The sequence below is a fragment of the Gardnerella sp. DNF00354 genome, from assembly GCF_049262755.1.
Classification (GTDB): Bacteria; Actinomycetota; Actinomycetes; order Actinomycetales; family Bifidobacteriaceae; genus Bifidobacterium; species Bifidobacterium vaginale.
The window spans coordinates 346,273-360,460 of record NZ_CP058402.1; the positions used below are offsets into that span (position 1 = coordinate 346,273).

Consider the following 14,188-nt stretch of genomic DNA (forward strand, 5'->3'; position numbering starts at 1 on the left):
ATATGTTTAAGATTAATGCTAATTAGTGTATTTAAGATTTATAATCTGTTAACAAGTGGTCGCTTACGTTTTGCAAATGTGCATAACGTAAGCGACCACTAAAAATTAACAAACTATTGTTGATGATTTGCTATATCTATAAGCATTTGCTTAGATACAACTTTTTTGCGAGCGCGATTTTCTGCCATACCAGATTCAACTTCAAAATCGTCAACTCTTTTCCACCCATCAAAATCAACTACATCCACGCCTCTGGAAGCGAGAAGATTTTCAATAGATTTATGCTCTCTATCTATTGCCAATCTGCCAGGAAGTGCGGATTCACATTCTTCGAGCGAGCTTTTTGCTAAGTCTTCCAACATATTTGCCACTATTTGCAAAGCGTCTGACTTTGTAGAACCAATTAATCCAACAGGTCCTCGCTTCGCCCAGCCAGTTGCATACAAGCGTGGACGCACAACATCACCATCTGGATCAGTTAATATGCGACCATCTTTATTCGCAAGAAGAGTTTTGTTCTCATCGTAAGCAACGCCAGAAACCTTAGCAGGCTTATATCCAATCGCATGGTAAACCGCTTGAACAGGGTATTCTTCAAACTCTCCAGTACGAGTCATTTTTCCGTCCGCGCTTGTAACTGTACGCTCTACTCGAATAGCGCGCACTCGCCCATCTTCTCCCAGAATTTCAACTGGATCAGAATTGAAGTGAATAATATAGCGTCGATTTGCAGGATTGCCTTCAAAATCAACGTTTCCACTATCTTCCATATCTTCGCTCAAATCGCGTATAGCAAAAAGCTCTTCTACCATTTGACGGGTCAATTTGTCTTTTCCAGCAACATCAATCGTTTCGTCATCCAAGTCAAAATCGTTTTCATTTACAACTATTTGCACGCCAGGAAGCTTTTCCATCTCGCGCAATTCTTGCACGGAGAATTTAGCTTGAGCAACGCCTCGTCGAATAAACAAGTGCAATGTTTTAGCCTGGTTTTTAAGCAAACCATTGTAAACGTCGTCGGAAATATCCGTGTGCTCGCGGAGATAATCCGCATCTCGCAAAAGCTCGCGCGCAACATCCATAGCAACGTTTCCACCACCGATAACAGCCACTTCGCTTGCATCAAGCGGCCACGTGCGCTCACTGGTAGGATATCCGTCGTACCATTCCACAAATTTTGCAGCGCCATACACGCCACACAATGAGGAGCCTGGAATATTAAGCGGCTTATCTTCTACAGCGCCCGTAGCAAACAAAATTGCGTCATAGCGCGGCAACAAATCTTCTAGCGTAATATCTTTGCCAAATTCAACATTCGCATACAAGTGAATATTTGGATTATCAAGCGTTTTAGCCAAAGCATCTGCAATGAATTTTATGCTCGGATGGTCTGGCGCAACTCCATATCGAACCAGCCCGAATGGAACTGGTAGTTTTTCAAATAAATCGATTCTAGCGCTCGTACCTAATCCCATTTCGTCACCCAATTTTTTAAGCTGACGAAGAAAAATATCTGACGAGTATATTCCAGCAGGCCCCGCGCCAATAACTGCGATTCGCAATTCGCTCGCATCCGCATTATAATTCGTTTCCATAAAATTTCCCCATATTGAGTATTTCAAGCATTCTTAAGCATTTTTGAACTCTTTTGTAAACTGTTTTATAAGTCGCTTCCTTAAATGCTCCACTACTTAGACTAGCGCCTTGACTCATTCAAGAAAAGACCAAAGTGAATATTGTCACTTATATACATTTTTGCTTATGCATGCTTGTAACTTGTGACTTATGCACATATGCACATTTACTCTTACGCACGCTTTCCTTTCAACGCTGTAAGCGCCCATAAAATTGACACAACATCAATCATCTCTTGCATCATAGCTCCAAGAACCGCAGGAATCAGCCCAAAAGCCGCCGCAATCATGCTTATAACAGCTAATCCAATTCCCAACATAACAGCTTGAACCATAACACGCTTCGTGTGTTTTGCAACACTTACAGCGTTTGCTACAGCATAAATGTTGTTGTTCATAATCACAACTTGCGCGCACTCCGAAGCCGCTGTATCCGTTCCATCCGTCAAAGCCACTCCAATGTTTGCTGCAGCCAAAACTGGAGCATCATTTACGCCATCTCCAACCATCATCGTTATGCTACATTTTTGTGTTTTTCCGACAGAAAAGTCGAAAGCATCCGTGCTCAGTAAGCTTGTGCTACCTTCCGAATACTTATTATCCGCATTAACACTATCCGTATTCTTATAGTGCTGTTTTACGCACTCAAGCTTGTCTTGTGGCAGCAAATTAGCCTTTACTCGCTCAATACCAACGCTTTTTGCTATTGTTTGAGCAGCCTGCAAACCGTCTCCCGTGAGCATGCTTATTGAACGAACACCAAGCTCCTTTAGCTTTTGAATAGTCGATTTTGCATTTTCTCTAGGCACGTCTTTTAGAACAATTCGCCCAACAAGTTTGCCATCAAAAGAAACGTATGTTGCCATTTCGTCGGCAGAAAGCTCTTCAAAATTGCTTTCTATTTTTAATATATTTTCTACATTTTCTACATTTGCACGTTTGGCTTTATCTTCGGTTGCTTGCGACTCATCCTCGGGATTGCCAGCTGACGCCTGCAAAACGTATTTTTTGCGACCTACTCTAACGTTTACGCCATCCACACTTGCACATATACCTTGACCAGCAGTTTCTTTAACACCGCTTATAACTGGGTATTCACGCACGCTTGGAAGTTGCGGAACGGCAGATGGATGCATGTTTTGCCAAAGATCCGATCCAGCTTTTGCAATTCCTCCTGCAAGAATGTGCTGTGAGTATGTTTCCAGAACACCAGCAAACATTAGTATCCTATTTTGCAACCCACTATTTTCTTGATTTTCCTGATTTTCGCTATCTTGATGATTCGCTAAATCCACTCTAACAACCTGAGGTTGCTTAACAGTAAGCGTTCCCGTTTTGTCAAAGAACACATCTGTTACTCGGCTTAGCTGCTCTAAAACATCTTGGCTTTTTACCACAATACCAAGTTTTGCAAGTCTTCCTGTTCCTGCCATAAACGCCACTGGAACAGCTATCAAGAGCGGGCAAGGAGTAGCTAGCACCAAAACTTGCGCAAATCTTAAAGCCTGACCAGATGTAGCCCAAGCAACGCCTGCAATCACAAATGAAAGCACAGTAAAAGGCACAGAAAGCATATCAGCAAATCGCACTACTGCAGCTTTAGAAGATCTTGCAGATTCCACCAACTTCATGATTTTTTGGTATTGCGAATTTTGCGATAACTTAGTTACGCGCATAATCAACACAACGCCACCATTTACGCATCCAGACAACACTTGCGCGCCAGCAAACACTTCGCGCGGAAGCGACTCGCCATTTATTGCGCTTGTGTCTAGAACAGCAGAACCGCTTAAAAGCTCACCGTCTACAGGAACTGTTTCTCCTGGAAGAACAACTATTACATTGCCGATTTTTAGATCTTCAACTGGAACTGTTTTGTATCTTTGCAATTGGCTAGAAGACTTTACCTCTTGCAATATTGGGCATTCTTTAGAGTTATTGTTACATTTTTTACACGATTCACAACTAGTAAAATCTTTATGTTCTTGCAATGCCTCTAGCGAAGATTCATCGCTGACTTTTCTAAAATGACTATGATCAAGCAGAGCACATTGCTCACAAGATTCACCGCACACTATTCCAGGAAGTGTCATTAAATGTGCGGTTTGAGGAGATGCGTTTACTAAAAGCGACAGATTTTTTTGCGCTGCATCTTGCGCAAAGTCTTCGATTGCTTCGCCTGTAAACACCATTACAACAATCAAATAACTTGCCCAAAATTCGCCTATACAAAGCGTTGCAAGCAATGCAACAAACGCAAGCAAGTCAATTCCAAGTGTGCCATGCGCCAAATCATCAATCATACTTAAAAGCGACTTAACACATGTGTATAAAACTAAACATGTTATTATACTTTGCCCGATTGTAAGGCTTATTTGCACATTAAAATCAAAATTTATTAACGAAAGTAGGAAAGTAAACGTCTTGCTTATAACTTTGCAAAAATCGAGTATAAAAGTCAGATTGCTAGAATAAAACGCCGCAATAAACGGAAACAAAACTAAAACTATTACTAATTGAGGAGCACGACGGCAATACGATAAAAGTTTACGCATACACTTTCCTTACGCTGATCAGGCTAACTGCGATAAACGCTGCTAACACACGATTTCACGCCTTGTTAACCCATTGAGCATCCACTTAAGCATGCGCAATACACGGCGTAAAGATATCTATATTCATTTATTGGTGTTCAGTTTAGCAAAACACCTTGATGAGAAACATTCTCATATAACAAAATGCGCGCAAGAACAAGAAACACACGAAAGAAGACGATAATACGAATATATGAAAAAGGTTTCTAGCGATTGGCTAGAAACCCTGTTTGTGGAGCTAAGGAGACTCGAACTCCTGACCCTCTGCTTGCAAAGCAGATGCGCTACCAGCTGCGCCATAGCCCCATTGGAGAAAAAGAACAAAATGCTCAATTTCGTGGGCCCGGGAGGACTTGAACCTCCGACCTCATCCTTATCAGGGATGCGCTCTAACCACCTGAGCTACGGGCCCAACTTGTATGTCGAAAACATACAAGTAGTTAGATTAGCACATGAAACAAAAATGTCAAATAGCAAATCTAAGCGTGTCGCAAAATTATTCTACAAAATTACTCTAAATGACTGCGCATAAACCACTGGAACTTTTCAAGCTGCTGAACATGGTCTTGAATAATGTTTGAGCTAACAATATCGAGATTATCAAGCTGAGAAATTGCCTTACGATCATCTGCAATCATATCGTTGTAATACTCAATTAATGCTTGCAAATACTCTTTGGTGGACTTTCTACCACTAAGAGCAAAACGCTTCCAAGTGCGCGAAGCTACAACATCATCTGCGCGACCAAGTGGGGATCCACCAAGCGTTGCAATTCGCTCAGCTGTTTCATCGGCTTGAGCTAAAACTTCTGCAACCTGAGGATCAAGCATTTCATGAACTGCAATAAAGTCTGGACCCGTAACATTCCAATGTGCATGCTTTAAAATTAAAGCAGCTTCCTGCTCGTGACTTAAGCGATTCTGCAAAATATCGATTGCTTTCTCACTAGCTGATTCGTCAAGACCTGGAACAATATGAGTTAAAGCCATATTAGTATCCTCCATTTTTTGTTTATTTTTGTTTAATTTTATTCAAATCTTTAATTTACTTCGGTTTTTCTGACTTCAATCGTAGCTATTCTACGCCCATCAACCTCCGTAACTGTCATATCGTAGCCATCCGCATCGTGCAAAATAGCTCCAACCTTGCCCATTGAGCCAGTGTGAGCAAGGAAATAGCCTGCAACAGTTTCATAAGGTCCATCCTCTAGCTCAATTCCAGTCACATCTGCGAAATCTTCTATAGTCATTCCACCGTCAACCGTAGCAACCCCGTTTACAAACACAGTAGCTTTACTGTCACGCTTCAAATCTGACTCGTCTGGCAAATCGTATTCATCTCTGATATCTCCAACCAATTCTTCGGTCATGTCTTCAAGAGTTACGATGCCATCCGTTCCGCCATACTCGTCAATAACAACAGCAAGATGTATTCCGCGTTTTCTAAGCAGCTCCAAGCTTGGAAGCAATTTAGACGTTCCAGGAAGACTTATTCCTTCTCGAGTTACATCTGCAACTGTTTTAGCATTAGGATCTCTAACATCTAACAAATCACGTACATGCACAAATCCAATAACATCGTCAAAATCTTTGCCTGTTACAGGATATCTAGAATATGGCAATTCTCTAATTTTTGCAGCAGCTTCTTCAAGACTTAAAGAGCCATCCAAAAACTCAACGTCTGCACGAGGACGCATAACTTCGGCAACAATCGTTTCAGAAGCATCAAAAACATCGTCTAAAATTGTTCGCTCATCTTGGCTAAGCTTTTTATTCGAGTTAACTAAAACACGTAGCTCTTCGTCGGAAACTTCACTTTCCTTTTCGTTTGGATCGAATCCAAGAAGTCTCACAAAACCATTGGTGTTCTTAGCGATCAACCATATTAACGGCTTGCATATTTTGGAGAATATATCTACTGCTGGAACAACTGCTCGAGCGATTTGCTCAGAGCGCTGCATTGCTATTCTCTTTGGCACAAGTTCAGAAATTACTATTGAAAAATACGATATTATAAGCGTTAAAACAATAGTCGTTAATGGTCCAGCAACATGATCTGGAACTCCCCAAGACTTTACAATTGGCACAATATGAGGCGCGATTGCAGATTCACCAAAAGACGCCGAAAGAAATCCCGAAAGCGTAACTCCGATTTGAAGAGTGGAAAGAAAAGTGTTTGGATCTCGAGCTATTTTTGCAACTCTTTTCCCACGAGCATCCTGCGTTTCCATGCGGTCTAATTGCGACGATCGCAAATTAACAAGCGCAAGTTCGGTTGCTGCAAATATGGAACCAAACAAAAGGAACACAACAATGAGTGCAATGTTAAAACCCAACGACATACTTGCTATCTTAGTTGAATTTAACATATATAAAAAGCTTTGTGCTTAATATCGGAATAATATACACAATCAGGTTCTATAAAAATAACCGGATGGAGCTTTACTTATCTCTTTAATGGATTCAACTTTAAGAACCACACCTTTGTGTGAATATCCACTAACACCAATATTCCCAAGTGAGATATTAGCTTTTACAATCACCCATTGGTGATTTTTAAATCGTAAGTTTTTAGAAAAATCTGCAACAAACCCAAACGGAGACATATCTAGAATGCAGCAAGACATAAATTGTCTAGATATGCGAACCTGATTTTTAGAAAGCGTGTTTTCTCGACTTATAAAACCTTTTACCACAATTTCATATCCCTGGTATTTCTCTAAATTATGGTCAATTTCGTCATACCAATTTCCAAAATCATCGTCTGAAATAATAATTTTTTTATTAGCTACGTCTAGTCCTCTTAAAGTTTTTTTATTATTTTTACGATTAGACGCGATTGCTATTGCGCGCCCAGAGGCGTACTCGTCAAAACCTGCAGACTTTGTAAAACCTTGATCTAATGCTGATTTTGACATTTGAAGTGGAATTAAAATCACGAGCATTGGAATTATTAGGGAAACAAGAATGCGTTTAGAATCTTTTGCAAAAACTGGAATAATACCAAAAAGCGAGCAAATTCCCAAAACAAAAAGCAAAATCGCAGCAAAAATAAGGTATACGAATGCGCGCGGAGTGGTAAGGATTGTGTAGCATCCGCTTAATGCGCTCCACATTAGTGTGGCTGAAAAGCAAATCAAACACAACGATTGCGCAATCTGAGCAAAAGTAATTTTATGCTTAGTTTGCTTGCAATCTGCATTATTACAATCAACATTGCATACAACATTTACACTACTCATAGCATCACACCCCATGCAAGGTGAACAAGAAGCGCTGCGAGTAAGCAAATAACAACAATAGTTGCTGTTAGACGTATCACAAATTTCCCTTTAAAATCTTCAATAAGCATAAGAGTATTTTTAATATCTAGCATTGGCCCAAAAAGCAGAAAAACAATTACTGAACTCATTGGAAGAGAAGCAGCCAAAGAGCGCGCAATTACTGCGTCGGAGCTTGAACATAAGGAGCTTGCGTATGCTATTAGCATCATTGCTGGAATCGCCACAAAAACTGTTGTTGTGTTTATTTTTGATGCAGGATCTGCGCCAAGCCAAACGCGAATAATCGAAGCTACAGTTGTTCCAAACAATATTATTGGCATTAATCGCATAAAATCCGCATAGACGTGATGAGCATAAATTTTTAAATGATCTTTAAAACTTATTAAAGGCCCATCATTATTGTCAAAATCACATGAATCACATGTTGAGCCACATGATTTTATAAAAAATTTTTCCCTTAAAACTTGTGATTTTACAGGAAAAATCACAAAACTAACACCCACTAAAAGAGCCACACCAACACCCAAAGCCACTCGAGTCACAGCAACTGCTGGAACGTCCGCAAATGCGTACCAAGTAGCCCAAATAGAAACAGGATTTACCACTGGCACAGCGCACAAAAACGTTACAGCACAAGGCAATGGCAGCTTTCGCGCAACAAGACGAGAAAACGTTGGAACAACAACACAATCACATACTGGCACACAGACTCCAGCAAGAATTGCAGCTAAAAACCCATTTGCAATAGATTTTGGAGCGTGTTTTTCAATAAAATCTGCCGTAATCCACGTTTCTACAGCAGCAGAAACAAGCACGCCAATTAGCGTAAAAGGAACAGCTTGCAAAAGCAGCCCAGCAACACCCCTAATAACAGTGTTTACAGGCATCCAAGGGTTGCGCGCTTGCAACGCAGGGACCATGGCAATAATAAGAGCTACAAAAGGCACTCCTGCAATCAAAAAAAGATAGTTTGCAGAATTTGCTTGTTTTGCTTTACTTGCTTTACTTGCTTTTTCTACTTGGCTCGTTGTTTTTGCTTCAGTTTCTGTTTTTAGCATGACAACACTTCCACCAAGCCGTCACTCATTCGATACCTTGCTCCAACAAGCATCAAAGCGTCTTTGAAAACAGCTTCGCGAATTATTTGTGATTTTTCGCAAATTTCAGCCAAAATATTAGACACGTGAATACGTTCAATATCATCTGTATCTAAATTTTCCTCAACACCTGCGAGCACAGCAGGTCCTAAAGAACGCAGCAATATTGACTCGCTCGACTCAATTATTTCGCTTGTTTTATCTTCGCCGTATTCAGAAACCAGCTTTTGCACGTTCGGCAAAACAGCCTGTACGGCGCCGCAATGCTCATGCCCAAGCACAACCAACACTTTTACTCCCAAATCACTTACAGCGTATTCTAGCGAAGCTATTACGGCATCATCCAACACTTCTCCAGCTGTGCGAACAGAAAAAATATCGCCCAAACCGGCGTCGAATATAAATTCTGGAGCAACTCGCGAATCTGCGCACGAAAGCACAACAGCTCCAGGGTGCTGACCGTCAATAAGTTTCATGCGCGATTCTGAATTTACGCCTGCATGCGCTGAATTGCCGTCTGCAAATTTGCGATTCCCTGCAAGCATTGCGCTTAATACCGATGTAGCTAAAACTGAATCTTCATTAGCAAAATCTTCGCTGACTTCTTCTTGCATTATTACCTCCTACACTGGCATTGGCAATATTTTCAGTTGCTTAAAGTTTAAAATTTTTGACTTAGAATATATTGTATCTTTCGTAGTAAATAAGAATTTTGTTTAAGAATATAAGCCTATTATCAAAAAAGCTCCCGTATTGCAATTCGCAAATACGAGAGCCTTCTTGATTTAGTAATTTATTAAAATCATCCAGTATTTTGCAAGCCTGCAGCAACACCAGAAACAGTGCAGAGAATCAGGTAGATGAACTCTGCCTGCTGGCTTTCGCTCAATTCTTCCTTATCCACCTTGTTGCGAAGCTTATGCAAAGCAAGTGACTGAATTACAGAAAGCGCGTCCACGTAAGGCGAGCGCACGCGAATTGCCTGGCCAAGCACATGACGATGTTGCAGCGGCCACTTGTCACCAACAATTTGCAAAACCCACTTGCGCGTAAGCTGCATTTCCGAAAGCACTTTATCGCTTAAATCTTCGCGATCTCCAAGGCTTAGATACATGCGAGCAATTCGCTCATCTGTTTTAGCCAAAGACATCTCAATATTGTCAATAAAAGTACTAAACAGCGGCCATTCTTCGTAAGCTCTGCGCAGAGTTTCCAAGTCGCCAAACTTTTCGCAAGCTGTACCCAAGCCGTACCACGCTGCCAAGTTGATTCGAGCTTGTGCCCAAGAGAACACCCATGGAATTGTGCGCAAATCGTCCAAAGACTTTGCACCAAGACCGCGCTTTGCAGGGCGAGATCCGATTGGAAGCAAACCAATCTCACTAAGCGGAGTAACGGTTGAGAACCAAGGCGTAAAGTCATCTGTTTGAAGCAAATCAATAAAACGATTATGCGCTGCAACATCAAGCTTTTGAGCCATATCCGCATACTTGTGCGTCATCTCTGTGTTGGTTTTCTCAACGCTTGGAGCAGATTGAAGCAAAGTTGCTGCAGCTACTGATTCCAAGTGACGAATGGCAAGAATTGGGTTTCCGTAGCGAGCAAAAATAACCTCACCTTGTTCAGTAAGCTTAAATCGGCAATTTACTGAACCAACTGGTTGAGCAAGAACAGCACGGTTTGCAGGACCACCGCCTCGTCCAACAGCTCCTCCTCTGCCGTGGAACAGTGTCAAATCAATGTCATGATCTTTAGCCCACTGTGCAATACGTTCTTGAGCAGAATGTAATGCAAGTGTTGCAGAAGTAGGACCTGCGTCTTTGGAAGAATCGGAGTAGCCGAGCATAACTTCCATCTTGCGACCAGTAGCCTTCAGTCTAGCCTGAACTTCTGGAATCTTAATGATTTCCTCAAGAACATTAACCGAATTCTGCAAATCTTCTAGCTGCTCAAAAAGTGGTATTACGTCAATTGTTGGAGCATCCTGTGGATGCGCGAACGCAAGGCGATTAAGCTCAAATACATCGCGAACATGCTGAGCAGACTTTGCGAAGGAAATAATGTAACGGCGAGCCGCTCGCATTCCATTTCGCTTTTGAATCGCTCCCAAAGCGCGGAAAGTGTCAAGAACTTCACGAGTCATCGGTTGCAGAGGGCCACGCTCCCCGTGTAATCCATGCTCACGAATATCTTCCAATGCGCGCGAATGCACGAGCGAATGCTGACGAAACTCCATCTCCACCATGTGGAATCCAAAGGTTTGCGCCTGCCAGATCAAATCCTGCAATGGTCCATATGCTGCTCGAGCATCTCCAGCCTCAGCAAGCGAACGTTGCACTATCCGCAAATCTTCAATGAACTCTTCGCAAGAATGATACATCAAATCTGTATTGCGGCTAATCGTGTGGTGTAGTCGGTCTGCCATCACAAGCATAACGGCTCTATGCGGCTCGCTGTTAGATACGTCGGACGCGTTTTCAGTGAGCTGCTCGCTCATTTCCCTCTGGCGATTCCAAAGTTCCAGCAGCTCAACGCTTGGAGGCGTTGTGCGTGTTTCCATAGTCAGGCATTTGCCAACTTCGCGCGTGCGTTCTTCCAGCGCTTTCAAAACGTGGTTGCTAAACTTACTCGCAACCTGCCTACTTACCTTTGCTGTAACGTTTGGATTTCCGTCTCTATCGGATCCAATCCAACTTCCTGGGTGGAAGAATGCTGGGCAGCGCGGTGGCACTAATCCAGCTTTTTTGCCCAAAAGCCAATCGTCAAATCTGCGATAAACCAACGGAATTGTGTTGAATAATGTTGCGTCGAATATATCGAGTATTGTGTCTGCTTCTTCAACTGGTGTTGGTTTTTTAAGAGCAATAGGCGAGGTGCGGAGCAATGCGTCTATCTCGTTGTATAGACGCCTGTAGTTTTCGCGCTTGTCTGATCCTCCTAGCCTATTGTGTTTGCTTAGAAGCTTTGATATTCTGCGGATTTTACCAGCTACAGCTTTTCGTCTTGCTTCTGTTGGATGCGCTGTGAAAACTGGATGGAATTCAAGCTTATTTAGCAGTTCCTTAGCTTGCGCAGGGCTCATTTCCGTGAGCAACTTGTGGTATGCGCATGTTAGCTCGTTAACTGGGTCTACGGGATTAGATTCTTCTACTTCGCATTCGCGTTGGTGCAGCACGGAGACCCTGTAGTTTTCTTCACAAAGGTTTGCTAAGTGGAAGTATGTAGCAAACGCACGCGCAAGAAGCTGCATATCTGGCAAATCCATGCCGTTGATTTTTTCTACAGCTTTGTTTAGCCCGTCGTCTTCTGTTCCTTGTGCATCAACCATTTGTGCGAAGTGTGCTGCGCTTGCGTCTACTGCGTTTAATCGCACTTCGTCAAATACTGTTAAAAGTTTTTCATCAAATTCGCCTAATACATCGCGCAGAATATGTAAGCATAAATCCATGTCTTGCTTAAGCGATGCTGGCAGTTCGCGCTCTTCAGGTCCTTTTCGTCCTAGTCCAGACGTAACTATTGTTGCGTCTGCTGGAGTCACCTGTTGATTTTGAGTTGTCATCAGACCTCCTTGTGCTAGTCATAAGGTTGCTTGGTCGTTTGACTTCCGCGGCTCCTCCGCGGTTATTTAGGTCAAAAGTTGCAAGCCCACAGCCTTTGTTCCCAGCGAGATTCCAAAATAATTGTGAACCGACCTTAGGACTGATTTTTTCTATAAATTTCTTATAGGCTACGCGCTGCGTATACTAAAAATTGTGAGCATAGAAGAGAATAACGCTGATAGTAATTCAAACAGTAATATAGGCAATACTCCACAAATACTTCCGACTGGTCATATAGTAGGAAAACCTTCTGGAAGATTCCAAACGCACGCGATTCCGCTAGATATGGAAGATGTTGAGCGCGATTGGGATAAACCAGTTGCGGAAGCTGGGATTGCCGCAAAATCCAGCATTATTATTCGAGTTGGCGCTTTAGGTTTAGGTGCAGGAACTGGAAGCTACCGCGTTCGCGAGCTTATGCATAGAATTGGCGAACCTATGGGTGTAAATGTTCGTGCCGACGTTAATTTAACCGATATTGAAGCTACTTGCACAGATAAGCATGAGCGCATTACCGAAGTTGTTGATCTTCCTACTACTGGCGTAAATACGGAGAGAATTTGGCTTCTCGAACATTTTGCAGATTGGTTTAACGTTAAACTTGGAAACGATTCCTTATACCATTCAAAGGCGGCTGTTTCTAAGGAGTTGGTGGACACTCTTCAAGCTAGCAGCAATGAGAATGCGATTGTTCAAACAGCTAAGCAGTCGGAGGAGCACGCTGCAAAAGTCGAAGAAAAAATGGCAATTCAAGAGGCGATTCGCAAAGAAAAACCTCGTGGAATTTTTGCGCTTCAACCAGAAAGAACGTATGCTGAGCATTTTTCTCACGTTCAAAATGTCAAAAATGTTCAAAATAGCCAAAATAATTTGAATTTAGATCTTAAAAACAATCCGCATAATTCCAATAATCCAAATAATGCTGGCGACTTTTCCGCGCCGCTTACTGTTCGTCAAGTTCACGACCGTCTCGATTTAATTAAAAATCGTAAGCCTCTTTATAAGCCTTGGTTTGCGGGTCTTGCGTCTGCCGTGGCATGCGCATCCTTCGCATTTTTGCTCGGCGGCGGCGCTTACGATATGCTTGGTGCTTTTATTGGAGCTGGCATTGGTCATTATGTTAGAAGACGCATGTTTATGCATCATCTAAACCAATTTGTTGTAACGTTTATTGCTGTTGCTGTTGGCGCTTTGAGTTGCATTGCTTCTCTTCGACTTGTTGGATGTTTTGATCCTGCTGCTTTGCACCACAATACAGCTTATATTGGCTCTGTTTTGTTTGTAATTCCAGGTTTTCCTCTTATTACAGGCGGCTTGGATATTGCTAAAATTGATTTTCCTTCTGGCATTCAGCGACTTTGCTACACAATGGCGATTATTCTAATGGGTACTCTTGCTGGCTGGATGGTTGCAAGCCTTGTTCAACTTAATCCCCAAGGCTTTACTCCACTGGGCTTAAATCCTTGGCTTAATGCTGTTCTTAGAATGATTACAGCGTTTGCAGGCGTGTGGGGATTCTCTGTTCTGTTTAATTCTCCTCAAAGAATGTGTTTCGTTGCTGGAATAATCGGCGCGATTACCGATACTTTGCGCTTAACTATGGCTGATTTTGGTATTGCTGCAGAAATCGCAGCATTTACTGGCGCTTTGCTTGCTGGTCTTTTGGCTTCTGCTTGGCGATCTGTAGTTCATAGGGGTTGGGCGCCTCAATATTTGGGCTATCCGCGTATTGGTCTTACTGTTCCATCTATTGTGATTATGGTTCCTGGACTTTATATGTATCGTGCAATGTTTTATCTTGGTCAGTTTAATACTCTTCCTGCTTTGGATTGGACTTTCCGCGCTTTTATGGTGATTATTTGCTTGCCATTAGGACTTGCTGTTGCGCGAGTTATAACAGATAAAAGCTGGCGATACGACATTTAGTCATATCGAAAATAAACAAAATAGTGTAAACCTAAACAAAAACGCCCAGCGACTA

General features: G+C 42.2%; 9 protein-coding genes and 2 tRNA genes. 1 reads left to right on the forward strand and 10 read right to left on the reverse strand.

Annotated features, from left to right (window positions below; genetic code table 11):
• Positions 1-113: 113 nt before the first annotated feature.
• The 10 genes from HXT24_RS01305 to HXT24_RS01350 all read right to left on the reverse strand — a co-directional run bounded on the left by HXT24_RS01305 (position 114) and on the right by HXT24_RS01350 (position 12,167).
• Positions 114-1,595, reverse strand: a complete 1,482-nt coding sequence (locus HXT24_RS01305) for an FAD-dependent oxidoreductase (RefSeq protein ID WP_422119486.1) — start codon at positions 1,593-1,595, stop codon at positions 114-116.
• A 212-nt stretch (positions 1,596-1,807) separates the two neighbouring features.
• The gene (locus tag HXT24_RS01310) at positions 1,808-4,189 is read right to left on the reverse strand and encodes a heavy metal translocating P-type ATPase (RefSeq protein WP_422119487.1); all 2,382 of its coding nucleotides are present in this window, start codon (positions 4,187-4,189) and stop codon (positions 1,808-1,810) included.
• A 272-nt stretch (positions 4,190-4,461) separates the two neighbouring features.
• Positions 4,462-4,534, reverse strand: a tRNA-Ala gene (locus HXT24_RS01315).
• A gap of 32 nt (positions 4,535-4,566) precedes the next feature.
• Positions 4,567-4,640, reverse strand: a tRNA-Ile gene (locus HXT24_RS01320).
• Between the two features lie 97 nt (positions 4,641-4,737).
• Positions 4,738-5,217 (reverse strand): Dps family protein, encoded by a 480-nt coding sequence (locus tag HXT24_RS01325; RefSeq protein WP_174190960.1) that lies wholly within the window; start codon positions 5,215-5,217, stop codon positions 4,738-4,740.
• A 50-nt stretch (positions 5,218-5,267) separates the two neighbouring features.
• On the reverse strand, positions 5,268-6,569 hold the full coding sequence (locus HXT24_RS01330; RefSeq protein WP_004113973.1) for a hemolysin family protein: 1,302 nt from the start codon (positions 6,567-6,569) through the stop codon (positions 5,268-5,270).
• A gap of 69 nt (positions 6,570-6,638) precedes the next feature.
• Positions 6,639-7,469: a TIGR03943 family putative permease subunit gene (locus HXT24_RS01335; RefSeq protein ID WP_004123992.1), complete on the reverse strand. Its 831-nt coding sequence runs from the start codon at positions 7,467-7,469 to the stop codon at positions 6,639-6,641.
• Positions 7,466-8,569 carry a permease gene (locus HXT24_RS01340; RefSeq protein ID WP_422119488.1) on the reverse strand — a complete coding sequence of 368 codons (1,104 nt, stop codon included), beginning with the start codon at positions 8,567-8,569 and terminating at the stop codon, positions 7,466-7,468. Before HXT24_RS01340 ends, HXT24_RS01335 begins: the two co-directional genes overlap by 4 nt.
• Entirely contained in the window at positions 8,563-9,222 is a 660-nt protein-coding gene (locus HXT24_RS01345; RefSeq protein WP_004120133.1) for a carbonic anhydrase, read from the reverse strand. The genes HXT24_RS01340 and HXT24_RS01345 overlap by 7 nt, the downstream gene beginning before the upstream one ends.
• Before the next feature lie 188 nt (positions 9,223-9,410).
• Positions 9,411-12,167 carry a phosphoenolpyruvate carboxylase gene (locus HXT24_RS01350; protein ID WP_004113978.1) on the reverse strand — a complete coding sequence of 919 codons (2,757 nt, stop codon included), beginning with the start codon at positions 12,165-12,167 and terminating at the stop codon, positions 9,411-9,413.
• 193 nt (positions 12,168-12,360) lie between these two features.
• On the opposite strand from HXT24_RS01350, the gene HXT24_RS01355 reads away from it, so the two are divergent.
• Complete coding sequence (locus HXT24_RS01355) at positions 12,361-14,133, forward strand: threonine/serine ThrE exporter family protein (RefSeq protein ID WP_422119489.1); 1,773 nt, start codon at positions 12,361-12,363, stop codon at positions 14,131-14,133.
• Positions 14,134-14,188 lie beyond the last annotated feature (55 nt).

What these genes read in the sequence shown, in the direction of transcription:
- HXT24_RS01325 (WP_174190960.1), bottom strand. Translation starts at nt 5,217, where the DNA reads ATGGCTTTAACTCATATTGTTCCAGGTCTTGACGAATCAGCTAGTGAG.
- HXT24_RS01340 (WP_422119488.1), bottom strand. Translation starts at nt 8,569, where the DNA reads ATGCTAAAAACAGAAACTGAAGCAAAAACAACGAGCCAAGTAGAAAAA.
- HXT24_RS01305 (WP_422119486.1), bottom strand. Translation starts at nt 1,595, where the DNA reads ATGGAAACGAATTATAATGCGGATGCGAGCGAATTGCGAATCGCAGTT.
- HXT24_RS01310 (WP_422119487.1), bottom strand. Translation starts at nt 4,189, where the DNA reads ATGCGTAAACTTTTATCGTATTGCCGTCGTGCTCCTCAATTAGTAATA.
- HXT24_RS01330 (WP_004113973.1), bottom strand. Translation starts at nt 6,569, where the DNA reads ATGTCGTTGGGTTTTAACATTGCACTCATTGTTGTGTTCCTTTTGTTT.
- HXT24_RS01335 (WP_004123992.1), bottom strand. Translation starts at nt 7,469, where the DNA reads ATGAGTAGTGTAAATGTTGTATGCAATGTTGATTGTAATAATGCAGAT.
- HXT24_RS01350 (WP_004113978.1), bottom strand. Translation starts at nt 12,167, where the DNA reads ATGACAACTCAAAATCAACAGGTGACTCCAGCAGACGCAACAATAGTT.
- HXT24_RS01345 (WP_004120133.1), bottom strand. Translation starts at nt 9,222, where the DNA reads ATGCAAGAAGAAGTCAGCGAAGATTTTGCTAATGAAGATTCAGTTTTA.